The following is a 12,923-nucleotide window of genomic DNA, read 5'->3' on the forward strand; positions in this document are numbered from 1 at the left end:
GGGACCCCCGCCACCCCGAACCCGGGACGGGCGCCCCGCAACCGCCGCGACATCGGCACCACCGACACCGAACTCCTCACCCGCCACACCAACGGGGAGAGCTACCGCGAAATCGCCGCCACCCTGCCCATCGGCCCCACCGCCGTCCGCGCCCGCATCCTCAACGCCCGCACTTGAGGCGCGGGCAGGACCCGAAGCGCCCGGGTCCCCGTCGGGGACGGGGACCCGGGCTGGTGGCCCTTATGAATCGGAGTCCTCCACCGGCTCCAGGCACATGTTCCCGTTCTCGGTCGCCACGATCGTCTGCGTAAGTTCACAGCCAGCGGGGGTCCCCAGGTCTGCGAGCGGATCCACCGTCGGCGACCCGACAGCCTTGAACTCGCCAGCGGCTGACCAGCAGGGGACCTCCACGAACCCCTCATCCGAGAGCTGGGCAATGCAGTCATCGACGGCGATTTCGTCGGCGCCGTTGTTGACCCCCTCGCTCACCCAGAGGGCGAACTCCGGCACGTTGATGTAGAGGAGTGCGGCGACGACCGCGGCCGCGCCGGCCAGCATCAGGAAGCCCGAATCGCTGTCGTTACTCGCGGCCTTCTTCGATGCGGGAGCGGAGGGGGTGGGCGCCTTCTTCGCGGCCGGTGCAGGCTTCGCGCCAGCGGCCGCCTTCTTCTCCGGCGTTGACTTCGATTTCTGCGCCGGTGGCTTCTTCGGGGCCGCCTTCGCCTTCTGCGCCGGTGGCTTCTTCGAGGCCGCCTTCGCCTTCGGCGGTTCCTCAACGGCCTGGGTGAGGACCTTCGTGCGGCGTTCGGTGATGATCTCGGTGACGGCGGACGGCAGCCAGCGTCCCTCGGCGAAGCCCCCGGCCGGTCCGGCAAGGGGGGCGAGCCGGTTCAGTATGTGGTCGAGGCCGGGCCTCTCCTCGGGATCCTTTTCCAGGCACTCCTCGATCAGGTCGGTGAGATCCGGGGGCATGCCCTCCAGGTCGGGGCTCTCGTGGACCACCCGGTAGACCACCGCCTCGATCGGACCCTCACCGAACGGACTGCGTCCGGTCGCGGCGTAAGCGAGCATGCACCCCAAGGCGAAGACGTCGCAGGCCGGACCGACCGCACGGCCGCGCACCTGCTCCGGTGCGATGAACCCGGCGGTGCCCATGATCGTGCTGGTCCGGGTGTGGGAGGTCGCGTCGAGCGCGCGGGCGATGCCGAAGTCGATGACGCGGGGCCCATCGGCGGCCAGCAGCACGTTGGCGGGCTTGAGGTCGCGGTGCACGATGCCGCAGGCGTGGATGGCGGTGAGGCCCTCGGCCAGCCCGGCTCCCAGCGCGGCCACGGACTCGGTGGGCAGCGGCCCGTGGTTCTCCACAGCCTCGTGCAGCGACGGGCCGGGGATGTAGGCGGTGGCCAGCCAGGGCGGGTCTGCGGCGGTGTCGGCGGCCGTGACCTGGGCGGTGTAGAACCCGCCGACTTTGCGGGCGGCGGCGACCTCGGCGACGAAGCGGGTGCGGAAGCCGGGGTCGTCGGCCAGGTCGAGGTGGATGACCTTGACGGCGACCGTGTGACCGCCGGGGGAGCTGCCGAGGTAGACGCGGCCCATGCCGCCGGAGCCCAGTCGTCCGTGGAGGTGATAGGGCCCGATCCGCTTGGGGTCGTCCGGGCGCAGGGGGGTGCTCACGCGTTCTCCATGACGGCACCTTAGTCATGCGACCGGCCGAACACGGAGGGTGCAGCCGAAATCGGCCACCGCCGCCGAAACCCGGACGACGCGGGCCTGTCACCGCCGACGACGAATAGCACTGTTCGGGCCGGTCAGCGGGTGAGTGCGCCGGGGCCGGCTGTCGAGGAGCGCCCGGAACAGACCAGCGCAGGACTCGCGTGTGATCCGGCCGAGGAGGCGCGGCCGCCTACCGTCTGCCGCCTACCGGACTTTCGCAGCAGCGCGAAGCTGTTCGGTCAGCCGCGCGAGCTCGCCCGCTGTCGCGGGCGAGACGTCGCTGAGTCCGGTGTTTACGGCCGTCGGGCTGCGCAGAAAGCGCCTCAGCGTCGCCACGAGCAGTCCTTCCGGCAGGGTCTGCAACGCAGCGAACCCGCGCGGGGTCGGCGGCGTCGGCATGGCGGCCAGGTTCTGCCGGATGACGCGGAGCATGCCGCGGACCGCGTCCGGATCGTCGGCCAGCGCTACCGGGCCGCCCGCCGTGTACGCCGCCTGCCCGAGTGGCGCCGCGAACGCGGCGTGCGTCTTGAGCCGGGCATCGATCTTCGGCTCGGCCTTGGCGTTGATCCCGGTGTCGCGGAACGTCCGCACGATCCGTTCGAGTCGCGGGGTGGTCCGGCCGTCGGGTTCGCCGATCGGCATCGCAACCCGGCGGGTCACGATGTTGGCCGCGCGGTAGCGGACCACGTCGCCGTCCATCGTGCCGCCGCCCGTGCCGAAGCCGAGCAGCACCCGATCGTGGTCGATCACCGCGCCCAGCGGCTCCGGGCCGCCCGCCCAGTTGGGCAGGAACAGCACGTCGCCGTCGAGACCGGCGAGTGACTCCAGCACCGCGTCCACCTGATGGGCGCGGACGAAGACCGCGGTCAGGTCGTACCCGCCGTCCGGGTGCTCGACCACCGGCACCGGTACCCGCTTGACGGTCGGACTGCCCGTCTCGGCGAGCTGCACGCCGTGTCGGCGCAGGGCGGCCAGGCGCTTGCCCCGGGCGAGGAGCGCAACGTCGTGCCCGGCCTCATGCAGGCGGACGGCGAACTGGCTGCCGAGAACCCCGGCGCCGTACACGAGCAGCTTCATGGCAACCCTCTTCATACGTTCGTTTCAGTCAAACGTTCGTTTTAATCAAACGTCTGTAGTGTACGCAGACATGGCGCCATCTGACACCCGCACCCAGATCCTCGACGCGGCCGACCGCCTCTTCGCCGAGCGCGGGTACCGCGGCACCTCGGTCCGCGCGATCACCGATCTCGCCGGAGCGAACCTGGCCGCCGTCGGGTATCACTTCGGCTCGAAGGCGCAACTCCTGGCCGCGGTCGCCCGCCGCGTGATCGAGCCCATCAACGCCGCGCAGTGCGCCGGGCTCGACCGACTGCTCGCCAGGACTCCGGACCCCGCGGTCACCGACCTGGTGGAGGCGTTCGCGGGGCCGCTGTTCGACGTGATGCCGGCCGGCGACGAGGGCGGCGCCCGGACGTCCCGGCTGATCGTGACGATCCTCAGCGACCCGGCCGAGGAGGTGCGCAGCTGGACCGGTCCGGCCGAGGACACGGTCCGCGAGCGCTACCTGGCGGCCTTCGGGCGCGCGCTGCCCGGCCTGTCCCCGGAGGAACTGCGGTTCCGGATGCGGGGGATCCTCGCCGTGACGGCCGTGGACCGCGTCGAGGTCTACCAGCGGCCCTCCCTGGCCTGCCTGTCCCCGGGCGCGGGCGCGGGCGAGGCCGCCCGGCAGTGGGCGATCACGTTCCTGACGGCGGCGATGAGCGCACCACCGACGGGGACCTGACGACTCGGGACGGCCGGGGCCTGGGATGCTGCGGTTGTGAGAGGCGCCGGACGCCGTCCGGCCGCGAGGGAAGGCGAGTGGTTCGCGGTCCGGCCGCGAGGGAAGCGAGTGGTTCGCGCATGGCCCGGTACATCGTCCTGCTGCGCGGCATCAATGTCGGCGGGCGGCAGAAGGTCCCCATGGCGGACCTGAGAGCGCTGCTCGCAGGGCTCGGCTACACCGACGTCCGCACCCATTTGCAGAGCGGCAACGCCGTGGTGACCACCGACGCCGATGCGAGCGGGGTCGTGGCGGTGGTCGAGGGCGCCATCACCCGGGACCTGGGGCTGACCGTCCCGGTGGTGGTCCGCACGGGGCCGGAGCTGCGCGCCGTCGTCGAACACAACCCGCTGGAGGTCGGCGACCCGTCGCGGTTCCTGGTGACCTTCCTCGCCGACGAGCCCGCCCCCGGGTCCTTCGACGGACTCGACCTCGCCGCCGCGCGCCCCGAGGAGTTCGCCGCCATCGGGCGGGAACTCTACTTCGCGCTGCCCAACGGCATCCAGCAGGCCAAGCTGCCCGACCTCGTCGGCAGGCGCCTCAAAGGGGCCACCGCCACAGCCCGCAACTGGAACACCGTCACCCGGCTGCTGGCCATGGCCGAGGAGTGACGTTCCGACGAGCCGTCAGCGGCACCCGGGCGCCGGGCCCGGCCCCTCTCACGACCACGCGCGAAGAGGGAGGCTGCCATCGCGATTGCGGAGCATCCGCGACGGCAACCACACCCCCTTCACCCAGGTCACCAGGGGCGCGCGGCCCGCTCCCTTCTCTCGGGGGCGTGCCGTCCACCCCTTGCTCTCAAGGGCGCCAGGGGTGCGCTGTCCGCTCCCGTCGTTTGGGTCACTGGGGGTCGGCGTCGGGCTCCGGTTTTGTGGTGGGTTCCAGGGCGCCGAGGAAGTCCGCGACCTCCGAGAGGAAGCGGTCGTGCGCCTCCAGTTGGGCCCAGTGGCCGCATTCGGGGACCATGACGAGGCGGGCGTCCGGCATCAGCGCGGCCGCGGCACACGAGCCCTCCGGAGGCACCATCGGGTCGTGCACGCCGTGGAAGAACAGGGTGGGGACGGTGATCTGCTCGACCACCGGCAGCAGGTTGTTGTGCATCTCCGAACGGCCGATCGACGCCTGGTTGTAGCGGGCGTAGCCGATGCCCCCGTGCGGGCGCAGCGCTTCGCGCCGGAACTCGGTGACCACCTCGTCGGGGAGCGTCGCCGGGTCGTGCACGATCGCGCGCAGCGCCGCACCGGCGAATCGGTTCGCCAGCCGCGCTGCGGGCAGCAGGACCCAGTCGGGGAGCCGGGTGCCCAGCCAGGCCGCTGTGTGCGCCGCCCGGTTGCGGAACCGGGCGACGAGGCCGCCGGGCCCGATGAGCACCAGGGCCCGGACCGAGGCGGGGTGGCGCAGCGCCAGGTTGAGGGCCGCGTCGCCGCCCATCGACACCCCCACCACCACGGCGCCGCCGGATATCCCCGAGGCGGCCATGACTCGGGCGGTGAAGTCGGCCATCGCGCCCGGCCCGCCCACGGGTTCGATCCCCGATGTGGCGCCGAAGCCCGGCAGGTCGAACGCCAGGACGTCGTGGTCGGCGCTCAGCGGGGCGAAGAGCCGGTACCAGGAGATGGCGGCGTTGTCGGTGCCGCCGCCGTGCAGCAGCACGATGGGCGGCCCCGCGCCCGGTGTGCCGCCGCGCAGCACGCGGACGCGTCCGCCGTCGAGGTCGATGTACTCCGCGCGGGCGCCGGGCGGGAGGAGCGGATCCACGGGTGACTCCGGTCTTCGTCGTCGGGTCGGGGGTGCGAACCGAGAACGACCGAATGACCAGATTCGTTCTCTTGGTCATCCTAGTCGTGGCAAGGGAACACCGGAGCCGCGGGGCCTATGAAAACGCGAACCGCGCGGAATGCGGACCGGTCCGGTCGCGCTGGTGATCCAAGCCTCCAGGATCGGCGTCGTCGACGACTCGACGCATTCGCTCCTCGAACAACCCGGCAGGTGCTCGCGCACCGGTCCAGGATGTGCGCTCGACCGCGGCCGTGGGCCGTGCGGGCCCAGCGCGGACGTGCCGGGCGGCGTTCCCCGGTTGCCAGCGCTTGACTTCGACCAAAGTCGAGGTTCTACGGTACTGAGCGACCGGCAGGAAGCCGTCCACCTCGCTTGGGAGCAGGTAGTGATCGTCACCATCGCCAGGGTCACCGACCCCGACCGGTTCCTGGAAATCTTCGAGACCATCGGCGCGGAGAAGCGGCGGGAGCACGGCTGCCGGAGCGCCCGGGCCTACTTCGATCCCGAGGACGCGCACCGGGTGTGGTCCGTCTTCGACTGGGACCCGGCGGACTACGACGGCTTCCTCGCGGACCCTGAGATCCCGGCCATCGCACAACAGCTCGGGATCCTGGCGCCGCCGGTGCACGCCGTCCCAGCGACCGAGCTCGACGCCTGACCAACGACGCCTGACCAACGACACAGAGAGCGAACCCGACATGGCCGACACATCCCCGCAGGCCCGCAAGTTCAGCTCGGCGATCGGCGGCGACGCCGTCCGCTTCGGCGACAAGATCCTCATCGGGCCCGCCCTCGACAAAGAGGTCGGCGGGTCGATGAGCGCCTACACGTCGTTCTTCCACGCGGGGGCGCGTGCCGACCTGCCGGCGTCCTACGCCGAGGTCTGGGTGGTGCTCAGCGGGTCGCTGCGCGTGGGCGCCGAGAGCGACGCCGTGACGGTGCGCGCAGGCGAATTCGTGCACGTTCCGGAGCAGGCGCCCGGGGTCGTCGAGGCCCTTGAGGACACCACGATGGTCTGCGTGTCGGTACCCGCTCACTAACGGGGCGGCGGCCGGGGAGGCGGCGTCGGGCGGCCCCGCCCATCGGCGGGGTGCCAGACTCTGTCCAATGACGTCCTTCCCGCCTGAGGCCCTGCACACGGATCGGCTGCTGCTCCGCCCCTGGTACCCCGCTGATCGCGACGCGTTCGCGGAGCTGAACGCCGACCCCGCCGTCATGGAGCACTTCCCGGACACCCTCGACCGTGCGGCGAGCGACGCCATGGCCGAGCGGATCGGCGCGGCCATCGCACGCGCGGGATGGGGCTTCTGGGCCGTGGAGGAGCGCGACTCCGGGACCTTCATCGGGTTCACCGGCCTTGCCCCGGTCACCTTCGACACCCACTTCACCCCGGCGGTCGAGATCGGCTGGCGACTCGCCCGTTCCGCCTGGGGGAAGGGCTTCGCCACCGAAGCCGCCACCGCTGCGCTCGGCTTCGCGTTCGGAACACTCGACCTGGACGAAGTCGTCTCCTTCACCCCCGTCGGCAACCGCCGGTCCCGCGCCGTCATGGAACGCCTGAACATGACCCGCGACCCGCGCGACGACTTCGACCACCCCCGGCTCCCCGCCGGGCACCCCCTGCGCCGCCACGTGCTCTACCGCCGCACGGCCGGGGGCGAGCCCAGCGAGCCCAGCGGGACCGGCGGGAGCCGGTGAGCGAGCGGGCTGCGTCCGCCGCGGCTCCCAGGACACCGAGCACGGTGCGCGGAGCACGGGACCGCCGCAGGGAGTGCCTTGCGCGAACGGGCGCCCTGGTGCGGCGCTAATCCGGCCTGCACGCACGAATGATGGACGCGATGACGTCGTCGAGCCCGCGCTCGTCCGTCGCGGGCAGCGGCACGCCGCTCACCGCGAGTCCGACGTACCCGTGCAGCGGCGCGAACACCGTCAGGGCGACACCGTCCAGCAGTCCTTCGCGGACCTCGCCGCGGCGCTGCCCGGTGCTGACCAGTTCCAGGCTCTGCTCGACCCACCGGCGCGCGGCCGCCCCCAGCGCCTGCGACGTCACGCAGAGTGCTACCTCCAAAATCCGGGCCGATCCTCCCCGGAGGCCGACCTGATGATTCCGCGCTCCAGAGCGGCCGAGACGGCCGCCGTGCGGCTGTCGACCCCCAGCTTGTCGTAGACGTGCACCAGATGGGTCTTGACGGTGGCCTCGCTGATGAACAGTTCGCGAGCGATGGCCCGGTTGGCCAGCCCCCGGGCGAGCAGGCCGAGGATCTCCACCTCGCGCGGACTCAGTGCGGGGCCGGGCGTGCGCATCCGCCCGAGCAGGCGGGCGGCCACGTGCGGGGCGAGCGCGGTCTCACCGCGTGCTGCCGCACGCACGGCATGGCAAAGTTCCTCGGGCGGCGCGTCCTTGAGCATGTAGCCCGACGCGCCGGCCTCCACAGCGGCCAGGATGTCGGCGTCGGTGTCGTAGGTGGTCAGTACCAGGACCGGCGGCGCACCCTGCTGGGCGGCGATGCGTCCGGTGGCCGTCACCCCGTCCATGCCCGGGCCCATCTGAAGGTCCATCAGCACGATGTCGACCCCGGCGCCCTCAGGGGCGACCAGTGCGGCCAGGGTCTGCATCGCCTGGGTCCCGTCGGCGGCCTCGCCCACCACGCGCATGCCGCCGTGGTCCTCGAACATCGCGCGCAGACCGCGCCGCACGACGGGATGGTCGTCCACCAGCAGGATGCGCAGCGGGGGCCCGTGCCCGGGGTCAGGTCTGCTCATCGTCTCCCTCCCGATCGTCGGCCGCAGCACCTCGCGCCAGGGGGAGCCGCGCCGCCACGGCCGTCCCTTCACCGGGTGCCGACTCCATCTCCAGTCGGCCGCCGAGCGCGGTCATCCGCTCCCGCAGCGCGGCCAAGCCGAACCCCGTGCCGTCCGGGCGCGGCGCCGGCCGCTCGGTGGCCGGGAACCCGCGGCCGTCGTCCACCACGTCCAACGTGACCTCATCGTCGAGGAACCCGAGTGTGACCACCGCGCGCGTGGCACGCGCGTGCGCCACGGTGTTGGCGAGGCTGGCCTGCGCGGCCCGCAGCAGCGCCACCTCGTAGTCGCGCGGCAGCGGTACCGGATCGCCGTCCACGCGCAGCACAGAGTCGGGCCCGCCCTCCCTGCCGGCCCGCTCACACACCCGCCGCAGTGCCTCCACCAGCGACTCCGTCTCCAGTGACGGTGGGGTGAGGCCGCGGACGAAGCGGCGCGCCTCCTCCAGGTTCTCGGTCGCGGTGGCGCGCGCCTCGGCGATCCGCTCCCGTGCGGACCCGGTGACCCCGGGGGCCGCTCCCTCGGCGGAACGCAGCAGCAGCACGATGCTCGACAGTCCTTGGGCGAGGGTGTCGTGGATCTCGCGGGCCAGGCGCTCGCGCTCGGCCAGCACCCCGGCGCGGTGCTGTGATGCGGCCAGGTCGCCGCGGGTGCGGGTGAGGTCGTCGATGAGCCGGCGCCGCTGCTCGCTCTCGTTGTACAGCGCCGCGTAGCCCAGCGCGATGATCACCGAGGTCAGCGCGCCGATGACGGGGCCCAGGACCACCGGGACCGTGAGGGTGCCCAGGTGCAGGGCCTGTGCGGCGACGACAGCGGCGGTGATGACGGTGACCGCGACCACCGCGTGTCCTCGCCGCAGCAGGTGCAGGTGCAGGAAGAACAGCGGGAACGCGACCCAGGAGAAGTCGGGTGCGCTCAGCAGCAGTCCGGCCCACAGAGCGGTGACGGCCGCCAACCAGCCCAGGGCCGGCGCGCGCGCCGGAGCGCGGTGCCGCATCAGCGGCCCCGACGCGTAGACCACGGCCAGCACCAGGGCCCCGGACACGGCCGCCCAGCGGTCGGCGGGCGCCGCGAGGCCGTCGGCGGCCGTCCGTAGGGCGCCGATGCCGAGCAGTCCAAAGAACGCGGCGTGCAGTATGGCGCGTAGCAACCACAGCACGGTCCCGCCGGTGGGTCCGGCCTCGGCCATGCGTGCCACCCCCTCGCCCGATCACGCTTCCATGATGCCCCGCCGCAGCGTATGCGGGGTGCGGCACCGCCGGTATCCATCATGAGGTGGATTCGCGGCTCCCTCGTTCGATGCCCGCGATTCGACCATCGCCCCGATGGCACGACGGCCGGTTTCGCGGAGGGTGGTTAGCGAACGGGCCGCCGGGCCCGCCGGTCGGAAGGGAGCACCGTGTTCGTCGCACTCAGAGACATTCGAGCGGCCAAGGGGAGGTTCGCGCTCATCGGGGCCGTCGTCGGCCTCATCACCCTGCTGGTCGTCCTGCTGTCGGGGCTGACCGCCGGTCTGGCCGCGGAGTCCACCTCCGCGATCGAGAACCTGCCCGCCGACCGCATCGCCTTCGGTGCCGCCGGCCGCCAAGCGCCCGAGGAGTCCTACGCCGACAGCTCGGTCACCGCGCACCAGGCCGACGCCTGGTCCGCCGCCGAGGGGGTCGATTGGGCCGAGCCGCTGGGCATCACCCAGAGCCGGCTGGAGGCCGAGGACGGCTCGTCGCTCGCGGCCACCGTCTTCGCCGCCGACCCCGGCGGCCGGCTCGCCCCCGAGGGCACCGCCGACGATGCACTCGTCATCGGGGAATCCCTCGCCGAGGAGGAGGGCATCAGCGAAGGCGACGTCCTCACCCTGGGCGGCACCGAGCTGACGGTGGCCGCGATCGGCCGTGAGGACTCCTACAGCCACACCCCGGCGGTATGGACGTCGCTGGACACCTGGAGGTCGTTCGTGCCCGGCTCGGGCGACGACACTCCCGTGGGCACCGTGGTGGCGGCCGGCGCCGACGGCACCGCCGAATTCGACGCAGTCGACACCGCGGCGGGCACCGTCTCGGCCGACCGCGACGACAGCCTCGCCGCGATCGGCGCGTTCTCCTCGGAGAACGGCTCCCTACTGATGATCCAGGGGTTCCTCTACGCGATCTCCGTCCTGGTGGTCGGGGCGTTCTTGACCGTATGGACGGTGCAGCGCGCCGGCGACATCGCGATCCTGAAGGCGCTGGGCGCCTCAACGCGCTACCTGCTGCGCGACGCCCTGGGCCAGTCCGCCCTGGTGCTGCTGGCCGGTACCGCCGTGGGCGGCGGCCTGGGCGTGGCCCTGGGCGCGCTGGCAACAGGCACGGTCCCCTTCGAGCTGACCGCCGCCACCGTGCTGGTGCCCATCGCGGGCATGACCGCCCTGGGTATGGCGGGGGCCGTCCTCGCCGTACGCGGCATCACCTCCGTCGACCCGTTGACCGCCCTGGGAGGCGTCCGATGAGCATGACCCTGTCCGACGTGACCCTGACCTACCCTGACGGCGACAGCACCGTGACCGCCCTGGACAGGGTGTCGCTGGCCGTGGGCCCCGGCGAGCTGCACGCCGTGGTGGGCCCCTCGGGCTCCGGCAAATCGAGCCTGCTCGCGGTGGCCGCCACTCTCATCCGCCCCGACGCGGGAACGGTACGGATCGGCGACACCGACACCCGCGGGCTGTCCCGGGCGGAGCTGGCGCGGCTACGGCGCGACCGGATCGGCATCGTCTTCCAGCAGCCCAACCTCATCGGATCCCTGACCGCGGTCGAGCAACTGCTGGTCACCGACCACATGCGGGGCCGGCGCCCCCGCGCGCACCGGCCGGCAGCGGCCGACCTGCTGGCCACCGTCGGGCTCGACGGCCGGCAGCACCGTCGTGCCGCCCACCTGTCCGGCGGCGAACGGCAGCGCGTCAACATCGCCCGCGCTCTGACCGGCGCCCCCGAGGTCCTGCTGGTCGACGAACCCACGGCCGCGCTCGACCACGAGCGGGGGCGGGCGATCGTGGACCTCATCGCCGAGCTGACCGCCCGGTTCGGCCTGGCGACGGTGCTGGTCACCCACGACACCGAGTTCCTGGACCGGGCCGATGCGATCTGGGAGATGCGCGACGGGCGGTCGGCGCCCGCCGGCGTGGCGGCCTGATCCTGCCCGCCATGCAGGGCCGCCCCACCGGTCGACGGTGAGCGCGTCCAGAGCGCGGGTCTTACCGGCCCCGGTGGGCAGGGCGTAGGGGCGGGCGGTGTTGATGTCGGTGTGCGCCGTCTGCTCGGTGCCGGTGCCGTCGTCGGAGCACTCCTCCACGCACCGGTGGGGCCGGCGCACCTGGTCGGCGGCGAGGAACTGGCCGAGCACCCGCCGAGCCCACGGCGTGGCCGCGGGCGAGGATGTGGGACTCGGTGCGGCGCTCGCGCGGGAGCTGCGGGGCCCGGTGGATGTGGTCGTAGTGGGGCTGGACGGGACCGGAGCGGTGCCAGGAGCAGTCGGCGCGTCTGGCAGGCGTCCGAGGAACTGACGAAGGCGCCGTTCCCCGCCTCCTGACGGAACCGCCGAGCCGCTCTCGTGTGCCGGATTCGTGTGCCGGATCCGCCGGGCGGAGAACGCCCGCCTGCACACCCACCTGACCACGCGCATCATCACCGACAGGACCCAAGGGCTTGCCTCTCAAGTGGCTTGAGGCACCACAGTGTCCGCATGGACAACCACGAGCTGTACCCCATCGGAGACGCCGCGCGCCGCAGCGGCCTGAGCGTCAGTGCCGTCCGCTTCTACGCCGACGCCGGAATCGTCGCGCCCACGCGCCTCACCGGGGCGGGCCACCGCCTGTACGGCATCGACACCATCGCCCGTCTGGAACTCGTCCGCACCCTGCGCGAGCTGGGCACGAACCTGGACGAGATCCGCCGCCTGCTCGAAGGCGGCACGACCCTGCACGGCCTGCTCACCACCCACCTGGAGATCGTCGAGCGACAGGAGCACACCCTGCGGGCCAGGAGGGCGGTGCTGCGGACCCTGATCAGGCAGGGCGGCACGGCCGCGCAGGCCGTCCTGATGCACAGGCTCGTCTCGATGACCGACGAGGAGCGCGAGCAGGTCATCGACGACTTCTGGAACGACGTCGGCAAGGGCCTCGACGTCCCCGACGGCTTCGTCGACCGGCTGCGCGAGGTGCGGCCGGTCCTGCCCGCGGACCCCACCGCCGCTCAGCTGGAGGCCTGGATCGAACTGGCCGACCTGGTGCGGGACCCGGCGTTTCGCGACGCGGTCCGCAGCTACCTGCACGACACCTACTCCACGCATCCGGGCAGGAGCATCGCGAGTGCGCCGTTCCAGCACTTCGTGTACGAGAGCGGGTTCGCGCTCATCGAGGAGGTCCTGGCCGCGCACCGCGCCGGCGAGTCCCCCCGGTCCCCCTGGGCGCAGCAGGCCGTCACCCGTTTCATGGAGGAGGCCATGACGCTGTCCGGCACCCCGCTCACCCCCGAGGACCGCAACCGGATGGCCGACGGATTCCGGCAGATCCCCGACATCGAGCGCGAGATGGCGGAGGAGGACGCCGGCGCCGAGGACCCCCACGACCGGTACCTTTCGCTGGTGGCGGTGGTCAACGGGACCGCGCCCGAGGAGGACGCGCTGCCCTACGCCTGGATCGCCGAGGCCATGCGCGCCCCGGCCGACGGCGCCTGAGGGGCCGCCCCATTACCTTCTGGAGCAGTCCCGCAATGGGGCTCCCGGCCTCCGGGCCCGGCATGACTTTGTGCCCCCTGTCACCCATGATCCGGGGGGTGGT

At 72.5% G+C, this 12,923-nt stretch carries 14 protein-coding genes; 8 read left to right on the top strand and 6 right to left on the bottom strand.

Annotated elements, in window-relative coordinates; genetic code table 11:
- Positions 1 to 240 precede the first annotated feature (240 nt).
- Together CLV63_RS32575 and CLV63_RS32580 are read right to left on the bottom strand one after the other, a co-directional pair.
- Positions 241 to 1,674: a serine/threonine-protein kinase gene (locus tag CLV63_RS32575; RefSeq protein WP_106587102.1), complete on the bottom strand. Its 1,434-nt coding sequence runs from the start codon at positions 1,672 to 1,674 to the stop codon at positions 241 to 243.
- A 243-nt stretch (positions 1,675 to 1,917) separates the two neighbouring features.
- Positions 1,918 to 2,790 (bottom strand): ketopantoate reductase family protein, encoded by an 873-nt coding sequence (locus tag CLV63_RS32580; RefSeq protein WP_106587103.1) that lies wholly within the window; start codon positions 2,788 to 2,790, stop codon positions 1,918 to 1,920.
- A 70-nt stretch (positions 2,791 to 2,860) separates the two neighbouring features.
- Here CLV63_RS32580 and CLV63_RS32585 point away from each other — a divergent pair, with 70 nt between their 5' ends.
- Entirely contained in the window at positions 2,861 to 3,496 is a 636-nt protein-coding gene (locus CLV63_RS32585) for a TetR/AcrR family transcriptional regulator (RefSeq protein ID WP_106587104.1), read from the top strand.
- A 119-nt stretch (positions 3,497 to 3,615) separates the two neighbouring features.
- Positions 3,616 to 4,146, top strand: coding sequence for a DUF1697 domain-containing protein (locus tag CLV63_RS32590; protein WP_106587105.1), 531 nt, complete (start codon positions 3,616 to 3,618; stop codon positions 4,144 to 4,146).
- Between the two features lie 229 nt (positions 4,147 to 4,375).
- Here the strand turns inward: CLV63_RS32590 and CLV63_RS32595 are convergent, their stop codons facing one another.
- Complete coding sequence (locus tag CLV63_RS32595) at positions 4,376 to 5,293, bottom strand: alpha/beta fold hydrolase (protein ID WP_106587106.1); 918 nt, start codon at positions 5,291 to 5,293, stop codon at positions 4,376 to 4,378.
- A 406-nt stretch (positions 5,294 to 5,699) separates the two neighbouring features.
- On the opposite strand from CLV63_RS32595, the gene CLV63_RS32600 reads away from it, so the two are divergent.
- The 3 genes from CLV63_RS32600 to CLV63_RS32610 all read left to right on the top strand — a co-directional run bounded on the left by CLV63_RS32600 (position 5,700) and on the right by CLV63_RS32610 (position 7,012).
- The gene (locus CLV63_RS32600) at positions 5,700 to 5,972 is read left to right on the top strand and encodes a hypothetical protein (protein ID WP_106587107.1); all 273 of its coding nucleotides are present in this window, start codon (positions 5,700 to 5,702) and stop codon (positions 5,970 to 5,972) included.
- A gap of 40 nt (positions 5,973 to 6,012) precedes the next feature.
- On the top strand, positions 6,013 to 6,354 hold the full coding sequence (locus CLV63_RS32605) for a cupin domain-containing protein (RefSeq protein ID WP_106587108.1): 342 nt from the start codon (positions 6,013 to 6,015) through the stop codon (positions 6,352 to 6,354).
- Between the two features lie 67 nt (positions 6,355 to 6,421).
- Positions 6,422 to 7,012: a GNAT family N-acetyltransferase gene (locus CLV63_RS32610; protein ID WP_106587109.1), complete on the top strand. Its 591-nt coding sequence runs from the start codon at positions 6,422 to 6,424 to the stop codon at positions 7,010 to 7,012.
- Between the two features lie 106 nt (positions 7,013 to 7,118).
- Here CLV63_RS32610 and CLV63_RS32615 read toward each other — a convergent pair whose 3' ends face one another.
- The 3 genes from CLV63_RS32615 to CLV63_RS32625 are packed head-to-tail and all read right to left on the bottom strand — an operon-like array spanning position 7,119 to position 9,305.
- Positions 7,119 to 7,382 carry a hypothetical protein gene (locus CLV63_RS32615; protein ID WP_211301595.1) on the bottom strand — a complete coding sequence of 88 codons (264 nt, stop codon included), beginning with the start codon at positions 7,380 to 7,382 and terminating at the stop codon, positions 7,119 to 7,121.
- Entirely contained in the window at positions 7,373 to 8,077 is a 705-nt protein-coding gene (locus CLV63_RS32620; protein ID WP_106587114.1) for a response regulator, read from the bottom strand. Before CLV63_RS32620 ends, CLV63_RS32615 begins: the two co-directional genes overlap by 10 nt.
- A complete protein-coding gene (locus CLV63_RS32625) occupies positions 8,064 to 9,305 on the bottom strand; it encodes a sensor histidine kinase (RefSeq protein WP_106587110.1) in 1,242 nt (413 codons plus the stop codon). Before CLV63_RS32625 ends, CLV63_RS32620 begins: the two co-directional genes overlap by 14 nt.
- A 210-nt stretch (positions 9,306 to 9,515) precedes the next feature.
- On the opposite strand from CLV63_RS32625, the gene CLV63_RS32630 reads away from it, so the two are divergent.
- The 3 genes from CLV63_RS32630 to CLV63_RS32640 all read left to right on the top strand — a co-directional run bounded on the left by CLV63_RS32630 (position 9,516) and on the right by CLV63_RS32640 (position 12,820).
- A complete protein-coding gene (locus CLV63_RS32630; protein WP_106587111.1) occupies positions 9,516 to 10,598 on the top strand; it encodes an ABC transporter permease in 1,083 nt (360 codons plus the stop codon).
- Complete coding sequence (locus tag CLV63_RS32635) at positions 10,595 to 11,278, top strand: ABC transporter ATP-binding protein (RefSeq protein ID WP_106587112.1); 684 nt, start codon at positions 10,595 to 10,597, stop codon at positions 11,276 to 11,278. The genes CLV63_RS32630 and CLV63_RS32635 overlap by 4 nt, the downstream gene beginning before the upstream one ends.
- Positions 11,279 to 11,827: 549 nt before the next feature.
- Positions 11,828 to 12,820, top strand: coding sequence for a MerR family transcriptional regulator (locus CLV63_RS32640; RefSeq protein WP_106587113.1), 993 nt, complete (start codon positions 11,828 to 11,830; stop codon positions 12,818 to 12,820).
- The last annotated feature ends 103 nt before the right edge of the window (positions 12,821 to 12,923 follow it).

It is taken from the genome of Murinocardiopsis flavida (genome assembly GCF_003014485.1).
GTDB classification, from domain to species: domain Bacteria; phylum Actinomycetota; class Actinomycetes; order Streptosporangiales; family Streptosporangiaceae; genus Murinocardiopsis; species Murinocardiopsis flavida.